General features: G+C 71.3%; 12 protein-coding genes. 7 read left to right on the top strand and 5 right to left on the bottom strand.

Translation table 11 applies throughout. The features are described 5' to 3' along the window. Positions 1 to 13: 13 nt before the first annotated feature. Positions 14 to 676: a bifunctional DNA primase/polymerase gene (locus tag OHU89_RS22625; RefSeq protein WP_405645385.1), complete on the bottom strand. Its 663-nt coding sequence runs from the start codon at positions 674 to 676 to the stop codon at positions 14 to 16. A gap of 256 nt (positions 677 to 932) precedes the next feature. Here OHU89_RS22625 and OHU89_RS22620 point away from each other — a divergent pair, with 256 nt between their 5' ends. Next, positions 933 to 2,318 carry a transcriptional regulator gene (locus OHU89_RS22620; protein ID WP_405645383.1) on the top strand — a complete coding sequence of 462 codons (1,386 nt, stop codon included), beginning with the start codon at positions 933 to 935 and terminating at the stop codon, positions 2,316 to 2,318. A 202-nt stretch (positions 2,319 to 2,520) separates the two neighbouring features. Continuing rightward, a complete protein-coding gene (locus OHU89_RS22615; RefSeq protein WP_405645381.1) occupies positions 2,521 to 4,167 on the top strand; it encodes a hypothetical protein in 1,647 nt (548 codons plus the stop codon). A 45-nt stretch (positions 4,168 to 4,212) separates the two neighbouring features. Here OHU89_RS22615 and OHU89_RS22610 read toward each other — a convergent pair whose 3' ends face one another. Then, positions 4,213 to 5,520, bottom strand: coding sequence for an ABC transporter substrate-binding protein (locus OHU89_RS22610; RefSeq protein ID WP_405645379.1), 1,308 nt, complete (start codon positions 5,518 to 5,520; stop codon positions 4,213 to 4,215). A gap of 117 nt (positions 5,521 to 5,637) precedes the next feature. Between OHU89_RS22610 and OHU89_RS22605 the strand changes: the two genes are divergently transcribed. Next, complete coding sequence (locus tag OHU89_RS22605) at positions 5,638 to 6,138, top strand: SCO4402 family protein (RefSeq protein ID WP_266890919.1); 501 nt, start codon at positions 5,638 to 5,640, stop codon at positions 6,136 to 6,138. A gap of 46 nt (positions 6,139 to 6,184) precedes the next feature. After that, positions 6,185 to 7,066: a formyltetrahydrofolate deformylase gene (gene purU / locus OHU89_RS22600; protein WP_266890920.1), complete on the top strand. Its 882-nt coding sequence runs from the start codon at positions 6,185 to 6,187 to the stop codon at positions 7,064 to 7,066. A 171-nt stretch (positions 7,067 to 7,237) separates the two neighbouring features. On the opposite strand, the gene OHU89_RS22595 is transcribed toward purU, so the two are convergent. Both OHU89_RS22595 and OHU89_RS22590 read right to left on the bottom strand, forming a co-directional pair. Then, complete coding sequence (locus OHU89_RS22595; RefSeq protein ID WP_405645376.1) at positions 7,238 to 8,629, bottom strand: zf-HC2 domain-containing protein; 1,392 nt, start codon at positions 8,627 to 8,629, stop codon at positions 7,238 to 7,240. Further along, positions 8,626 to 9,210: a sigma-70 family RNA polymerase sigma factor gene (locus OHU89_RS22590; protein WP_361484995.1), complete on the bottom strand. Its 585-nt coding sequence runs from the start codon at positions 9,208 to 9,210 to the stop codon at positions 8,626 to 8,628. The genes OHU89_RS22595 and OHU89_RS22590 overlap by 4 nt, the downstream gene beginning before the upstream one ends. A gap of 329 nt (positions 9,211 to 9,539) precedes the next feature. Between OHU89_RS22590 and OHU89_RS22585 the strand changes: the two genes are divergently transcribed. Further along, the gene (locus tag OHU89_RS22585) at positions 9,540 to 9,920 is read left to right on the top strand and encodes an STAS domain-containing protein (protein WP_405645374.1); all 381 of its coding nucleotides are present in this window, start codon (positions 9,540 to 9,542) and stop codon (positions 9,918 to 9,920) included. Between the two features lie 149 nt (positions 9,921 to 10,069). Further along, positions 10,070 to 10,582 carry an EF-hand domain-containing protein gene (locus tag OHU89_RS22580; RefSeq protein ID WP_405645373.1) on the top strand — a complete coding sequence of 171 codons (513 nt, stop codon included), beginning with the start codon at positions 10,070 to 10,072 and terminating at the stop codon, positions 10,580 to 10,582. Here OHU89_RS22580 and OHU89_RS22575 read toward each other — a convergent pair. After that, entirely contained in the window at positions 10,561 to 12,069 is a 1,509-nt protein-coding gene (locus OHU89_RS22575) for a class I adenylate-forming enzyme family protein (RefSeq protein ID WP_405645371.1), read from the bottom strand. The genes OHU89_RS22580 and OHU89_RS22575 overlap by 22 nt on opposite strands. A gap of 99 nt (positions 12,070 to 12,168) precedes the next feature. Between OHU89_RS22575 and OHU89_RS22570 the strand changes: the two genes are divergently transcribed. Continuing rightward, complete coding sequence (locus tag OHU89_RS22570; RefSeq protein ID WP_405645369.1) at positions 12,169 to 13,377, top strand: amidohydrolase family protein; 1,209 nt, start codon at positions 12,169 to 12,171, stop codon at positions 13,375 to 13,377. Position 13,378: the final 1 nt, after the last annotated feature.

Genomic DNA, 13,378 nt, shown 5'->3' with positions numbered 1-13,378 from the left:
GCGCGGAGAACTTTTAGCGGTCCCGCCCGCACGCGTAGGCGAGCGGAGAGATCAGCTCCTCCGCGTCCGGCAGCCACCGGTTCGCCGGCGTGGGCCTGCAGGCCCACTGCACGGCCCCGCTGGACCCGTACCGCGTGGGGGGCGCCGCCACGAACGCGCCCTCGCCCAGCGCGACCAGGTCGAGCGACGACGGCGTCCAGCCGAGCTTGCGCACCAGGTCCGGCACCTTCACCGAAGCGCCCGGCAGCACGAGGAAGTGCATCCGGCGATCCGGCGACAAGGTCACCGGCCCCAGCGTCAACTCCATCCGCTCCATCCGCGCCAGCGCCAGGAACCCGGCGGTCTCCGGAACGGAGATCGCGTCGAAGGTCCGCCCGGTCGGCAGCAGGATCGACGCGAGCGGCTGCTTCGACCACAACCGGCGCGCGACGGTCGCACTGCCCGTGGCCTGCGTCGCCCAGTCCTCTCGCGAGGGGTGTGCGCCGGGCGCAGCGCACGCCGCGTCGCCGCAGGAGCAGTGCTGCACCCCGTCGACGGCTTCCAGCCAGGTGCCGGGGAACACGTCCCAGTGGCGCTCCTCGGCGTAGCGTACGGCGGTCTCCAGCAGCGATTCCCCGCGCTGCTTCGGAATCTGTGCGGCTTCGGTGCTCGCGATCGTGTCTTCCACGCCCAACACAACTCCCCCCGCCACCTCGGGTTACGGCCGTACCGCGCGCGGGGGAAGCGCATCGATTCCGCATCTGGGGCGCATGGATGCATGCGTGGGGGCGCGCAGGAGGATCTGTGGGGGGAGGTGGGTAGCCACATGCGGGGTGGCTTCCGTCCTTTACCCCGGCAATCCTCACATCCCTCGCATTTTCCGTATGTCCGCGGGGCATTGATCTTCACGGCCGGATCTTTTCGCTCTAGGGGTTGTTCCCAGGGGGTACGCCATGGCCGCAAGGCCTCTCGTCGCGCGGCAGCCGAACGAACGGTTGCAGGCGCTCATCCAGGAAGCGGGTTGCTCGAACGCCGGGCTGGCCCGCCGGGTCAACATGTGTGGCGCCGAGCACGGTCTCGACCTGCGCTACGACAAGACGTCCGTCGCGCGCTGGCTGCGCGGGCAGCAGCCGAGGGGACGCGCCCCGGCGATCATCGCGGAGGCGCTGGGCCGCAAACTCGGCCGTACGGTGACGATCGACGAGATCGGCATGGCCAACGGCAAGAACCTCGCGTCGGGCGTCGGCCTCCAGTTCTCGCCGACCGTGCTGGGGGCCATCGAGCAGGTCTGCGAACTGTGGCGCAGTGACGTGGGGCGCCGGGACTTCCTGTCCGGCTCCTCGGTCGCCGCGTCCGCGCTCGTCGAACCGAGCCGCGACTGGCTGATCTCCTCGCCGGACTCGCAGGTGGCGCGGCAGGCGGGACCGCGGGTGGGCCAGTCCGACGTGGCGGCCGTGCGGGCGATGACCCAGGCGCTCGTAGACCTTGATCACCAGTACGGCAGTGGTCATGTGCGTCCGGTCGTCGTGCACTACCTCAACAGTGTCGTGAGCGGGCTGCTCGCCGGGTCGTACCGGGAGGCCGTGGGGCGTGAACTGTTCGCCGCGGTCGCGCGGTTGACGGAGCTCGCCGGGTACATGGCGATCGACACCGGCCAGCCGGGGCTGGCGCAGCGGTACTACATCCAGGCGCTGCGGCTCGCGCAGGCGGCGGGGGACCGTGGTTACGGCGGATACGTGCTCGCCGCGTCCATGAGCCATCTCGCCGCGCAGCTCGGAAACCCGCGTGAGATCGCGCAGTTGGCGCGCGCGGCGCAGGAAGGGGCGCGGGGGCGCGTGACGCCGCGCGCGGAGGCGATGTTCTACGCGGCCGAGGCGCGCGGGCACGCGCTGATGGGCGATGCGCGGGCGGCGCAGCTGGCGTCCGGGCGGGCGGTGGGCGCGCTGGAGGCGGCGGATCCTTCCTCCGGGGACGACCCGGCGTGGATCGCGCACTTCGACGAGGCCTATCTCGCCGACGAGTTGGCGCACTGCCACCGGGACCTCGGGCAGGCCGAGGCGGCGGCGCGGCGGGCGCAGGAGTCGCTGGACGGGCTTCCGGAGACGAAGGCGCGGCGCCGGGCCATCGGCTATGTGCTGCTCGCCACCGCGCAGGTGCAGCAGCGCGAGATCGAACAGGCCTGCCACACCGGGCTGAAGGCCGTGGAGTTGCTGGAGACCGTCCGCTCCAACCGGGGCGCCGAATACCTGGAGGACTTCCAGCAGCGGCTGGATCCGTTCCAGGACGAGGCCGTGGTAAGGGAGTTCGGGGCGCGACTGGAGTTGCAGGCGGCGGCGTGAAACTCCGGGGTACGAGGGCGTGAACGCGCAGGAAACGAAGGCTCCGGAGGCGAAAGGAGCGTCTGTGTAGCGGATGCGGGCCCGGTTTTGTTACCGCGGTCACAGGGACACCGGTCCAGTCCTGTGCTGCGTGGCACCGGGCTCGGGGGACCCGGTAGCGTGAGCCGACGATTCACAAGGTCCCCCATTCGTAGGAGTCCCGGTGACGCAGAGTGGACAGGGCGAGGAGCCCTCGCCGCGCGTGGCGCGCGAAGGCATCGTGCTGCCCTCCGACGGTGGCGAACCGCTGCTGCCGGGCCAGACGGGCGGACCCGGCGGCTACCAGTCCGCCCCGCACCCCCCGAACCCGACCCCCGCGCCCCCGCCAGGCGGTCAGGCCTGGGGCACCCCGTGGGGGCCCGAGCAGCAGACGCCCGCCCCGCAGCAGGGCGAGGGCTGGGGTGCGCCGCAGGAACAGCAGTGGGGGGCGCCCGACCCGTACCAGGCGCAGGCCCAGCAGTGGGGCGCCCAGGACGCGTCGCAGCCGCTGCCGCAGCCCGGCGGCTACGACAACGACCAGCCCACCTCGTACTACCTGCCGCCGGTGAACCAGAACCCCCAGCACGGCGCCGGCCCGGGTGCGCCTCCGCCGCCCGCCGGCCACGACAGCGACCAGCCCACCTCGTACTACCTGCCGCCGGTGAACCAGAACACCGCGGGAGGGTACGGCGCTCCCGGCGCCCCGCTGCCGCCCGCCACCGATGCGTACGGCACGCCCGCCGGACACGGCGGCCCCACCGGCGTACCCCTGCCCCCGGCGGACGAGGGCGCCACGCAGTACATCCCGCCGGTCGCCGCGTCCCCGGACGAGGGCGCGACGCAGTACATCCCGCCGGTCGCACCCGGGGCGCTGCCGCCCGAGGTGCCCGCGCACGGGGTCTCGGAGCAGACGCAGTTCCTCGGGCGTGCCCCGCAGAACGGAGGGCCGCTGCCGTCCGTGTCCGGGCCCGACGCCGAGGCCACGCAGTACATTGCGCCCGTGCCCGGGCAGCACGGTGGGGAGCGGCAGCCGCCCGCCGAGTTCGACAACCTCTTCCGCAGCGGGCCGGGCGGGGAGAGCCCGGCCGGGGCCACGCAGCAGTTGCCGCGCTTCGAGCAGGCGCAGCCGCCGTACGCGGGGCACCAGCAGCCGTCGCACGGACACCGTGACCACCACGACGACGGTGGTGGCCGCGGCGGCGGCCGTAACCGCTCGCGCGTGCCGCTCATCGCCGCCGTCGGCATCGGTATCGCCGTCCTCGGCATCGGCGCGGGCGCGCTGCTGGCCGGCGGTGGCGGGGACGACGACGGTGACGGCAACAAGACCGTCGCCGCGACCGCGCCGGCGAGCGAGTCCGCCTCGCCGTCCGCCGACCCGGCCGAGGCGCAGGCCGTCGAGCTGGACAAGCTGCTGGCCGACAGCGGTGACAGCCGGGCGTCGGTGATCAGCGCGGTGGAGGACGTGAAGGCCTGCAAGAACCTCGGCCAGGCGGCCAAGGACCTGCGGGACGCGGCCACCCAGCGCAACGACCTGGTGACCCGCCTGTCCGGCCTCTCCGTCGACCAGCTCCCGAACCACGCCCAGCTGACCACAGCCCTCACCAAGGCGTGGCAGGCGTCCGCGTCGGCCGACAACCACTACGCGGCGTGGGCCGACCAGACCGCCGGCAAGAAGGGCTGCAAGAACGGCCAGGCGCGCACCACCGGCCAGACCCAGGCCGGCAACACGGCGAGCGGCGAGGCCAGCACGCAGAAGATCACGGCGGCCAAGCTGTGGAACGCGATCGCGAAGACGTACGGCCTGACCGAACGCAACCGCACCCAGCTGTGACCGACGGGGGCCGCCCCGCGCGGCCCCCGCTGACCGGTCCCGGGCCTAGCTCACCTCGGCGTTCGCCAGCGTCCTGCGTACGTCCGTGAAGCCCTCGCGCGCCGCCACCAGCCGGCCCTTGCGTACGGCCTGCAGCGTCACCTCGGTGTTGACCAGGCGCGGCAGGCCGATGGCCCCGAGGCCGTTCTTGTAGTCCCAGTCGAGGGTCGGGGTCAGTCCGCCCGTGTTGACCTTCAGACCGTCGTCGAGCGCCTTGCGTACGGCGGTCGACGTCAGCTCGCCGTCGCCGAGCGAGTCGACGGCGGCCTTGAACACGGTGTACGCGAGCCAGGTGGTCTGCACTCCGGCGTCCGCGGGATCGATGCGGTTGTCGTCGAAGGCCTGCTCCTTGATGACCTTCTTCATCGGGTCCCAGCGCTGATCGGTCGCGACCGGGTACCAGCCGGTGATGTACGACCCCTCGTAGGGCCCCGACGCCCCGCCGGAGGCGTCTATCACCGTCTGGTCGACGCTGCCGAGGACCGTGCCGGTGCGTACGTCGGGAAAGTCCTCGCGGGCGCGCCGGAAGGAGTCCATGAAGGTGCTGGTGCGGTCCCCGAGCGCGGGCAGCACACACCCCTTCCTCACCGGGTCGCCGGTCGTGCGGGCGAGGGCGCGCTCGGACTGCGCCGAGTACTCGGTGGCGTCCTCCGCGGCCAGCTGGTCGTCCGCCACGGCGTGGCCGGCGGCCTTCAGACCGGAGTCGAGCATGACGTGGAGTTCGTCGCCCGCGATGCTGTCGGGGCGGACCAGCGCCACGGGCCCGCAGCTGCCGCCGAGTTCTTTGCCGAGGCCGGCGAGCAGGCTGGGCTGGCCGCCGTTGACGGGGTAGGAGGCCACGCTGTCGAACTCGGCGTTGGTGATGCCGTAGCCGCCGATGTAGGGGATGTCGGCGCCCTCGAGCGTCGGGAAGAACGCGTCGCCGTACTGGCTGTAGGAACCGACCACCGCGACGACCTTCTCGTCGACCGCGCGCTCGGCGCACTTGGCGGCGGAGACGGCGTCGTTGTGGTCGTTGCAGACCAGGACGGAGAGCCTGCGGCCGTCGATGCCGCCGTGCGAGTTGATCCAACGGGCGTACGCCTGCGCGAAGGCGGGCATACCGGGCTTGTTGGTGGCGCCGGTGTTCATCGGGGCCCAGGTCATGACCTTGATCGGGTCGTCCCCGGAGCCCCCCGTGGCACCGGGGACGACCCCGCAACCGACGGTCAGCGACGCACACGCGGCCAGTGCCGTCGCCGCGAGGGCGGTGGCTCTGACGGGCGGGTGGATCTTGGGGAGGAAGGTGCTGCGGATGCGTCGCCTGCCGGTCATGGGCACACACGCTTCCGCCACATGGCCAACCCGGGAGTGACTTACGGTCAACAGTCGGTGACGCGAAGGTGAATTACGGGGGTCGGTGAGGCGCGTGTGACAAGGAACGTACGATCGATGACCGTGCAAGGTTCGGAGAACTCTTCCCGTCGCGGCCGTCGCTCATCCACCATGGGCGGCATGCCACTGAATGACATGCCGTGGTGGCGCTGGCGCAGCAATGTGCGCTCCGCGCTGCACATGCTCTCCGACCCAGGGTTCCAGCGGGACGTCTGGCTGGCCGGTGTCGAGGGGTACGGGGACGTCACCGACGCCGTGTACCGCCTCGTCGAGGACACCTGGCTGGACAACTGGTCCGCCGAGAAATACGTCGGCACGATCTTCCGGGACTCCCAGGAGTCGGCCCTCGTCGACACCGCGGTCCTTCGGGTGCTGCGGATCATGCACCAGGTCGGCCCGGACGCACCCGTCTCCGCCTACGTCGACCACCCCGGGTGGCCGGAGGCGGTACGGGCCGCGCGCGACGCCCATGTGCGGATGGCGACGGCCGACGGGGACGACCCGGACCAGCCGCCGAGCTCGCTGCAGGTGCTGCAGATCATGACCCGGTCCGCGTGACGGACGCGTTCTCTGCGGTGCCGGTGGGTATGGGACCCTGTCCTGCATGAACGAGCAGTCCACCCGAGCCACGGCGCCCGCCGAGCAGTACGTCCTCATCCTGTCCTGCCCCGACAAGCAGGGCATCGTGCACGCCGTGTCGAGCTACCTCTTCATGACCGGCTGCAACATCGAGGACAGCCAGCAGTTCGGCGACCACGACACGGGTCTGTTCTTCATGCGCGTCCACTTCTCGGCGGAGGCTCCGGTGACGGTGGAGAAGCTGCGGGCCAGCTTCGCGGCGATCGGTGACGCCTTCCACATGGACTGGCAGATCCACCAGCCCGAGGAGAAGATGCGGGTCGTCCTCATGGTCAGCAAGTTCGGGCACTGCCTGAACGACCTGCTGTTCCGGGCCCGTATCGGTGCGCTGCCGGTGGACATCGCCGCCGTGGTCTCCAACCACACCGACTTCGCCGAGCTCGTGGGGTCGTACGACGTTCCCTTCCACCACATTCCGGTGACGCGGGAGAACAAGGCCGAGGCCGAGGCGCGGCTGCTCGAGCTGGTGCGCGAGGAGGGCGTCGAGCTGGTCGTTCTCGCCCGGTACATGCAGGTGCTCTCGGACGACCTCTGCAAGCAGCTCAGCGGGCGGATCATCAACATCCACCACTCGTTCCTGCCGAGCTTCAAGGGTGCGAAGCCGTATCACCAGGCTCACGCCCGGGGGGTCAAGCTGATCGGTGCGACCGCGCACTATGTGACGGCTGACCTTGATGAAGGGCCGATCATCGAGCAGGAGGTCGAGCGGGTCGGGCATGACGTGACCCCGGACCAGCTGGTCGCGATCGGGCGGGATGTGGAGTGCCAGGCGCTGGCGCGGGCGGTGAAGTGGCATGCGGAGCGGCGGATTCTGCTGAACGGGCGCCGGACGGTCGTGTTCGCCTAGGAGCTCGGGGCCTTGTGTCGTCGGGCGGCTGCGGGCCGGTTGTGGCTGGTCGCGCAGTTCCCCGCGCCCCTAAAAGGTGCGTCCAGTGAACCGGCCTGTTTTTAGGGGCGCGGGGAACTGCGCGAACGGCCCCCACTCACCCGCAGCCGCCGACGAATCCGCAACCCGCCCCTAGATCCGGCTCAGCGACGCGACCGCGAACAGGACGTCTCTGATCGCCCCCCGGTCACCCACCTGTCCCGCCGCCGCTTCCGCCGGAGGCACGTGGCCCGCGGCCAGCTGGCAGAACTCCACGCCGTCCAGGGCCACGTGCGCGACCTCGTACTCCGCGGAGCCCACCGCCGCCGGGGAGTCCAGTGGGATCAGCCACTCGCCGCCACCCGAACCCTCGATCTCCAGCCGCAGGCTGCGCCCCGGCTCGCCCGCGGGGACGAGGTGGCGCCCACGGAGCGGCCCGGCCAACCCGGTCCGGCGCCGTACGGCCAGCGCCGCGGGGAGCATGCGGGCGGCCAGGTCGATCATGCGGTTCAGATGGCGGGGGGACGGCGGGCCGTACGGGTAGTCGACCGCCTCGGCGATGTCCTCCGCGTGGACCCAGCACTCGAAGGCCCGGTCCAGCATGGCGTCGTGCAGGGGGAGTTCGAAGTCGCCGTACGACACCGAGAGCTTGCCGGAGCCGCCGCCGGTGAAGGAGACCGTGCGCACCAGGTCGTGGCTCTGTTCGCGCCAGGGGCCCCGGACGGAGCGGGTCGGCGGGAAGTGGGAGCCGCGCCAGAACGCCTCGGTGCGGGCCGCGGGGGTCGGTGAGTCCGTGGTGATGTCGCCGAGCGGGTCGTCCAGGCCCAGCGCGAGGGCGACCAGGCCGTCGACCGTGAGCAGGTGGGCGATGACGCCGGCGACCGTCGTACGACGGCTCGTCGCCTCGTCGGCCTCGAACCAGCGCAGCCGCACGGGCGCGTGCCACTCGGCGTCGCCCATGTCCCGCAGCAGCGCGTCGAGGCGCGCGGTCTCGGCGTCGTAGGGCGCCGCCCAGTCGGGCACCGGGATGCGCGGCGGGCGGCGGCCCAGGCAGCCCTCCAGAACGCGGGTCCGCAGCCCGGGATCGAGGTCGAGACTCTCCTGCGGGTGGAGCAGACCGACCGCCCCGCGCAGCCGCAGCGCCTCGTCCGCGCAGGAGCCGCAGTCGCCGAGGTGCTCCTCGACGGCCGCCGTCTCCTCGGGCGAGCAGGCGGCCAGCGCCCAGGCGCCGAGGAGCGCCTTCAGTACGGGGTGCTCCAGGATGAGGGGCGGCGGGGGCGGCGGTGTCTCCAGCGGGGGCAGGGGGTGCCCGGTGTCCTCGACGGACGCGCGCGGGAGCGGTATGCGGGGCGGCTCGGCGGCGGGGCCGGGGATGGGACCGTCGCCGTCGGTCGGGCCGCCGGTGCCGTCGTCGCCTCCCGGGGGCGGGGGCTTGCCCCGCTGGTCCGCGCCGCTGTGCGACTCGTACCCCTGGCCCTCCTGGCCCTCCCGGTCCTCCTGGCTTTCGTGCTCGTCGTACGCCTCGAAGCGGTTCGCCTCGTTCACGCCGCACCTCCGTAGCCGGGAGGCGCTCCGGGGGCGGCGCCGGTGTCATGGGCCGTGGCGAGGAGCTGCAGGCCCAGACGGAGGCGGCGGCGGGCCTCGTCCTCGGTGACTCCGAGGTCGGCGGCGGTCTGGCGGTAGTCGCGGCGCTGGAAGTACGCCAGCTCCAGGGCGGCGCGCAGCGGGGACGGCATGGACTGGACGATGTAGTCGGCGCGGGCGGCGACGGAGGCGTGGCGGACCTTGCGCTCCAGTTCCTCGGTGGAGCCGCGGCCGCCCTGGGCGAGGGCCGCGGTCTCGGTGGCACGCAGGCGCTGCACGGCGAGGCGGTGGGTCAGCGTGGCGACCCAGGAGCGCAGGGGGCCCTGTTTGGGGTCGTAGGCGTCGGGGTGCTCCCAGACGTGGGCGAAGACCTCGCGGGTGATGCCGTCGGCGGCGCGCTCGTCGCCGAGCACGCGGTGGGCGAGGCCGTGCACCAGCGAGGCGAACCGGTCGTAGAGCTCGCCGAGGGCGGCCGCCTCACCGCGTGCGAGCCGCTGCTGCATCTTGCGGTCCCAGCGGGGAGGTGCGTCCTTCTTCGCCATGCCGCCCCCTCGCCCTCGTTCGCGACTCGTCAAGCCTGGACCCACCGTCTCCTCGAATGTAGTCGGCACATCTGACAGCGCACGCCCCTTTGTAGCAATGTGCGCCCCCGGGAGAGCGGTCGGTGATATTGGACCTTCGTCTTCCTTCCACTCTGCGTCCATCCACGATCGAACAGGATCGAAGGCGACTAAAACAAGCCTCTTCTGATCGGTTTCCGTTTCCTGGCTTGCGTTTCAGGGAACCGCCGCTGGGCAGCCGCGCTGCAAGGAAGCGTAGGAACGGCTTCCGTTTTGCGGGCCGTTCCGGGAAGTCCCGGCGAGCGAAGGGCGTGGTGGTGGGATTCAACGTGACCGGCGGCGAGCACGGCGACTGGGCCGTGCTCCATGTGTCGGGCGAACTGGATCTGGTGACGTCGCCGGTGCTGCGGCAGCGGGTGCACGACGTGGTGGCCGAGGGCCGCCACAGCCTTGTCCTCGACCTCTCCGAGGTCTTCTTCTGCGACTCCAGCGGCGTCGGCGTCCTCATAGCCTCCCGCCGCCTCATCCGCTCCTGCCAGGGACAGCTGCGGCTGATACTGCCGGCCCAGGGCGCGGTGGACGGCTCCCACGTCAACAGGGTGCTGGGGGCGCTGGGAGTGCGGCGGCTGTTCGACGTCCACGTGGACGTGGATTCGGCGACGGAGCACGAAGCGGGGCCGCTGTCGGCGTGAACCGGGGGCGCCGCCGCTTCTGCCACACCGTTGTCCCAGAATTCCCCCGGTCTTGGCACAACCGCCGCTTTCCCGCTCCCCGCCCCGCCCCGGCGTCGTACGCTCCGAACCAGATGCACCCCACGTGACGTAAGGCGGCCCGAGAAGACATGGTCAGCAGCGAGTACGAGCGCAGGATCGCCGGCCGGTTCGCCACCTTCGACCAGGACGGCAACGGCTACATCGACCGGGCGGACTTCAGCGTGGCGGCCAAGGCGCTGCTCGCGGAGTTCGGTACGGCGGCACGGTCCGACAAGGGACAGGCCCTGTATGTCGGCGCGGAGGCGTTCTGGCAGGGCATGGCGGGCATCGCGGACCGGGACGGCGACCAGCGGATCACCCGCGAGGAGTTCATCAACGGCGCCGTGAAGCGGCTGCGCGACAATCCCGACCGGTTCGCCGAGATCGCCCGCCCCTTCCTGCACGCGGCCCTGGCTGTCGCCGACCCGGACGGCGACGGGGCGGCCACCGTCGCGGACACCGCGCGCGTGCTCCGGATCCTCGGCGTCGCGCAGGAGATCGCCGGCACCGCCGCCACCGCGCTCGACACCGACGGCGACGGCAGGATCGGCGAGGAGGAGATCGTCTCCGCCTTCGCCCGTTACTTCACCGTCCCCGAATAGCGCTCCCGCAGCTTGTACTTGAGCACCTTCCGGAGCGTCTCGTTGCGCGGGATGGCGTCCACCACCTCCAGCTGCTCCGGCAGCTTGTGGACCGAGAGCCCTTCCGCGCGGAGATAGGACGTCATCGCCGCCAGGGTCAACTCCTCGGCTCCGGCAGGCTGTTCCACGACCGCGCACACCCGCTCCCCGCGCTCCTCGTCCGGCAGCCCGATCACCGCCACGTCCCCGACCGCCGGGTGCGCGGCCAGCAGGTCCTCGATCTCCTTCGCCGAGATGTTCTCGCCCTTGCGGATGATCACGTCCTTGAGCCGTCCGGTGAGCACCAGATGCCCGGTGTCCGTGAGCATCCCCAGGTCACCGGTGCGCAGGAACCCGTCCTCGTCGAAGGCCTCCGCCGTCTGCCCCGCGTCCAGATACCCCTGGCACACGGCCTCCCCGCGCAGCCGCACCTCCCCGTCGACGATCCGTATCTCCATCCCCTCCGGCGGTCGTCCCTCGGTCGTGGCGAGGTTCTCCACGGTGTCGTCCGGCGACCCCATGGTGATCATCGGCACCTCGGTCATGCCGTACCCGTGCGTGAGCTGCACCCCCATCTCCCGGACGACCGCGTGGTACACCTCCGGCGGCTTGGGCGCACCGCCACCGGCCAGCAGCCGCAGGGTGGGTATGACCTTGGCCTCCGGCCGCTTCCGCTGCTCCGCCAGGAACATCGAGTAGAACGCCGTCGATCCGCCCGCCACCGTCACCCCGTGCCGGCGATACCCCTCCAGCGCGTCCGGCAGCGCGAACTGCTCGAACATCACCGCCGGGAACCCGTACAGGAGCAGCATCACCGTGTAGTCGGGGCCGGCGATGTGGGCGTACGGGAAGGCCATCGAGCCCACGTCGTCGGGCGACAGACGCAGCGCGTGGGCGAGGCACGAGCCGCCCGCGATCAGTGAACGGTCCGTGTGCAGCACGCCCTTGGGGTCGGAGGTCGTGCCCGAGGTCCAGTAGATCCAGCGGACCGAGGTGCCCGAGGAGGGCGGCGCGGGCAGCAGACCGGGATCGCCGTCGGGCAGCCGGTCGTACGCCTCGAAGACGCCCTTCGTGCCGAGCCGCCGTGCCATCCCCGGGTAGTCGAAGCCCCGCCACTCGCCGGGCACCGCGAAGTACTCGGCCTTCGACTCCCGTAGCGCGAAGCCGACTTCGCGGTCCCGGTAGAACGGGATGACCGGCGACTGGACCGCGCCCAGGCGGGCCAGCGCGAAGGACAGCACCGCCGTCTCGATCCGCGTGGGCAGCTGCCAGGCGACCACCGTGCCGGGGCGTACGCCCATGTCGTACAGCCCCGCCGCCACCCGCTCGGCACGCGTGTGCAGCTCGCCGAAGCTCAGGGAGCGGTCGTCCTGGAGGAGGACCGGACGGTCGGGGGTGAGGGCGGCGCGGCGGGTGACCAGTTCCCAGAGGGTGCGGGAGGAGCTCAGGGAGTGCGGGGTCTCGTTCATGGGTGCCCCCTGCTTGGCTGACGACTCGTCAGGTGACATGCTATCTGACGCTCCATCAGATCGTGCCTGTCAGGTGAACACCGTCCGGCGGAGGAGATCATGCCGACCGAACTGCCCCGCATCATCAGCGTCGACGATCATGTGATCGAGCCCGCGCACCTGTTCAAGACCTGGCTGCCCGCCAAGTACCAGGACCGCGGGCCGCAGCCGCTCACCGCCGGGATCGGTGAACTCGCCTACGTCGGCGGCAAGTACCAGATCACGATGGATCCGGAAGGACCGCCCACCGACTGGTGGATCTACGAGGACCTGAAGTTCCCGTACAAGCGCAACATCGCCGCCGTCGGCTTCGACCGCGACGAGATGACCCTGGAGGGCATCACCCGCGAGGAGATGCGGCGCGGCTGCTGGGACCCCGTCGCGCGGCTCAAGGACATGGATCTCAACCACGTCGAGGGCAGCCTGTGCTTCCCGACCTTCCCGCGCTTCTGCGGGCAGACCTTCGCCGAGGCACACGACAAAGAGGTGGCGCTCGCGTGTGTGCGGGCCTACAACGACTGGATGGTCGAGGAGTGGTGCGGCGACAGCGGCGGGCGGCTCATCCCGCTGTGCCTCATCCCCCTGTGGGACGTGGAGCTGGCGGTCGCCGAGATCCGGCGCAATGCCGCGCGCGGGGTGAAGGCCGTGACCTTCTCCGAGATCCCCACCTACCTCGGCCTGCCCTCCATCCACTCCGGCCACTGGGACCCGTTCTTCGCGGTCTGCCAGGAGACCGGCACGGTCGTCAACATGCACATCGGCAGCAGCTCCCAGATGCCGGCCGCCTCCCCCGACGCCCCGCCCGCCGTCCAGGCCGCGCTCAGCTTCAACAACGCCATGGCCTCGATGATGGACTTCCTCTTCAGCGGTGTGCTGGTGAAGTTCCCGCGCCTCAAACTCGCCTACAGCGAGGGCCAGATGGGCTGGATCCCGTACGCCCTCGAACGCGCCGACGACGTGTGGGAGGAGCACCGCGCCTGGGGCGGGGTGCGCGACATCGTCCCGGAGCCGCCGTCGACGTACTACTACCGGCAGATCTTCTGCTGCTTCTTCCGCGACAAGCACGGCGTAGCCTCGCTGGACGTGGTGGGCCGTGACAACGCCACCTTCGAGACCGACTACCCGCACGTCGACTCGACCTTCCCGCACACCAAGGAGGTCGCCCTCGACCATGTGAAGGGCCTCGACGACGAGACCGTCTACAAGCTGATGCGGGGCAACGCCATCCGCATGCTCGACCTCGATCTGGACCGGGACCGGGACCGGTAGG

The organism is Streptomyces sp. NBC_00019 (assembly GCF_045041015.1).
In the GTDB taxonomy this organism is placed as follows: domain Bacteria; phylum Actinomycetota; class Actinomycetes; order Streptomycetales; family Streptomycetaceae; genus Streptomyces.
Note: the sequence above shows the minus strand (reverse complement) of the source record. Positions and strands in the feature narration are given on the sequence as shown.

Coding starts and splice junctions, on each gene's coding strand:
- OHU89_RS22620 (WP_405645383.1), top strand. CDS start 933: ATGGCCGCAAGGCCTCTCGTCGCGCGGCAGCCGAACGAACGGTTGCAG.
- OHU89_RS22610 (WP_405645379.1), bottom strand. CDS start 5,520: ATGACCGGCAGGCGACGCATCCGCAGCACCTTCCTCCCCAAGATCCAC.
- OHU89_RS22605 (WP_266890919.1), top strand. CDS start 5,638: ATGACCGTGCAAGGTTCGGAGAACTCTTCCCGTCGCGGCCGTCGCTCA.
- purU (WP_266890920.1), top strand. CDS start 6,185: ATGAACGAGCAGTCCACCCGAGCCACGGCGCCCGCCGAGCAGTACGTC.
- OHU89_RS22590 (WP_361484995.1), bottom strand. CDS start 9,210: ATGGCGAAGAAGGACGCACCTCCCCGCTGGGACCGCAAGATGCAGCAG.
- OHU89_RS22580 (WP_405645373.1), top strand. CDS start 10,070: ATGGTCAGCAGCGAGTACGAGCGCAGGATCGCCGGCCGGTTCGCCACC.
- OHU89_RS22575 (WP_405645371.1), bottom strand. CDS start 12,069: ATGAACGAGACCCCGCACTCCCTGAGCTCCTCCCGCACCCTCTGGGAA.
- OHU89_RS22570 (WP_405645369.1), top strand. CDS start 12,169: ATGCCGACCGAACTGCCCCGCATCATCAGCGTCGACGATCATGTGATC.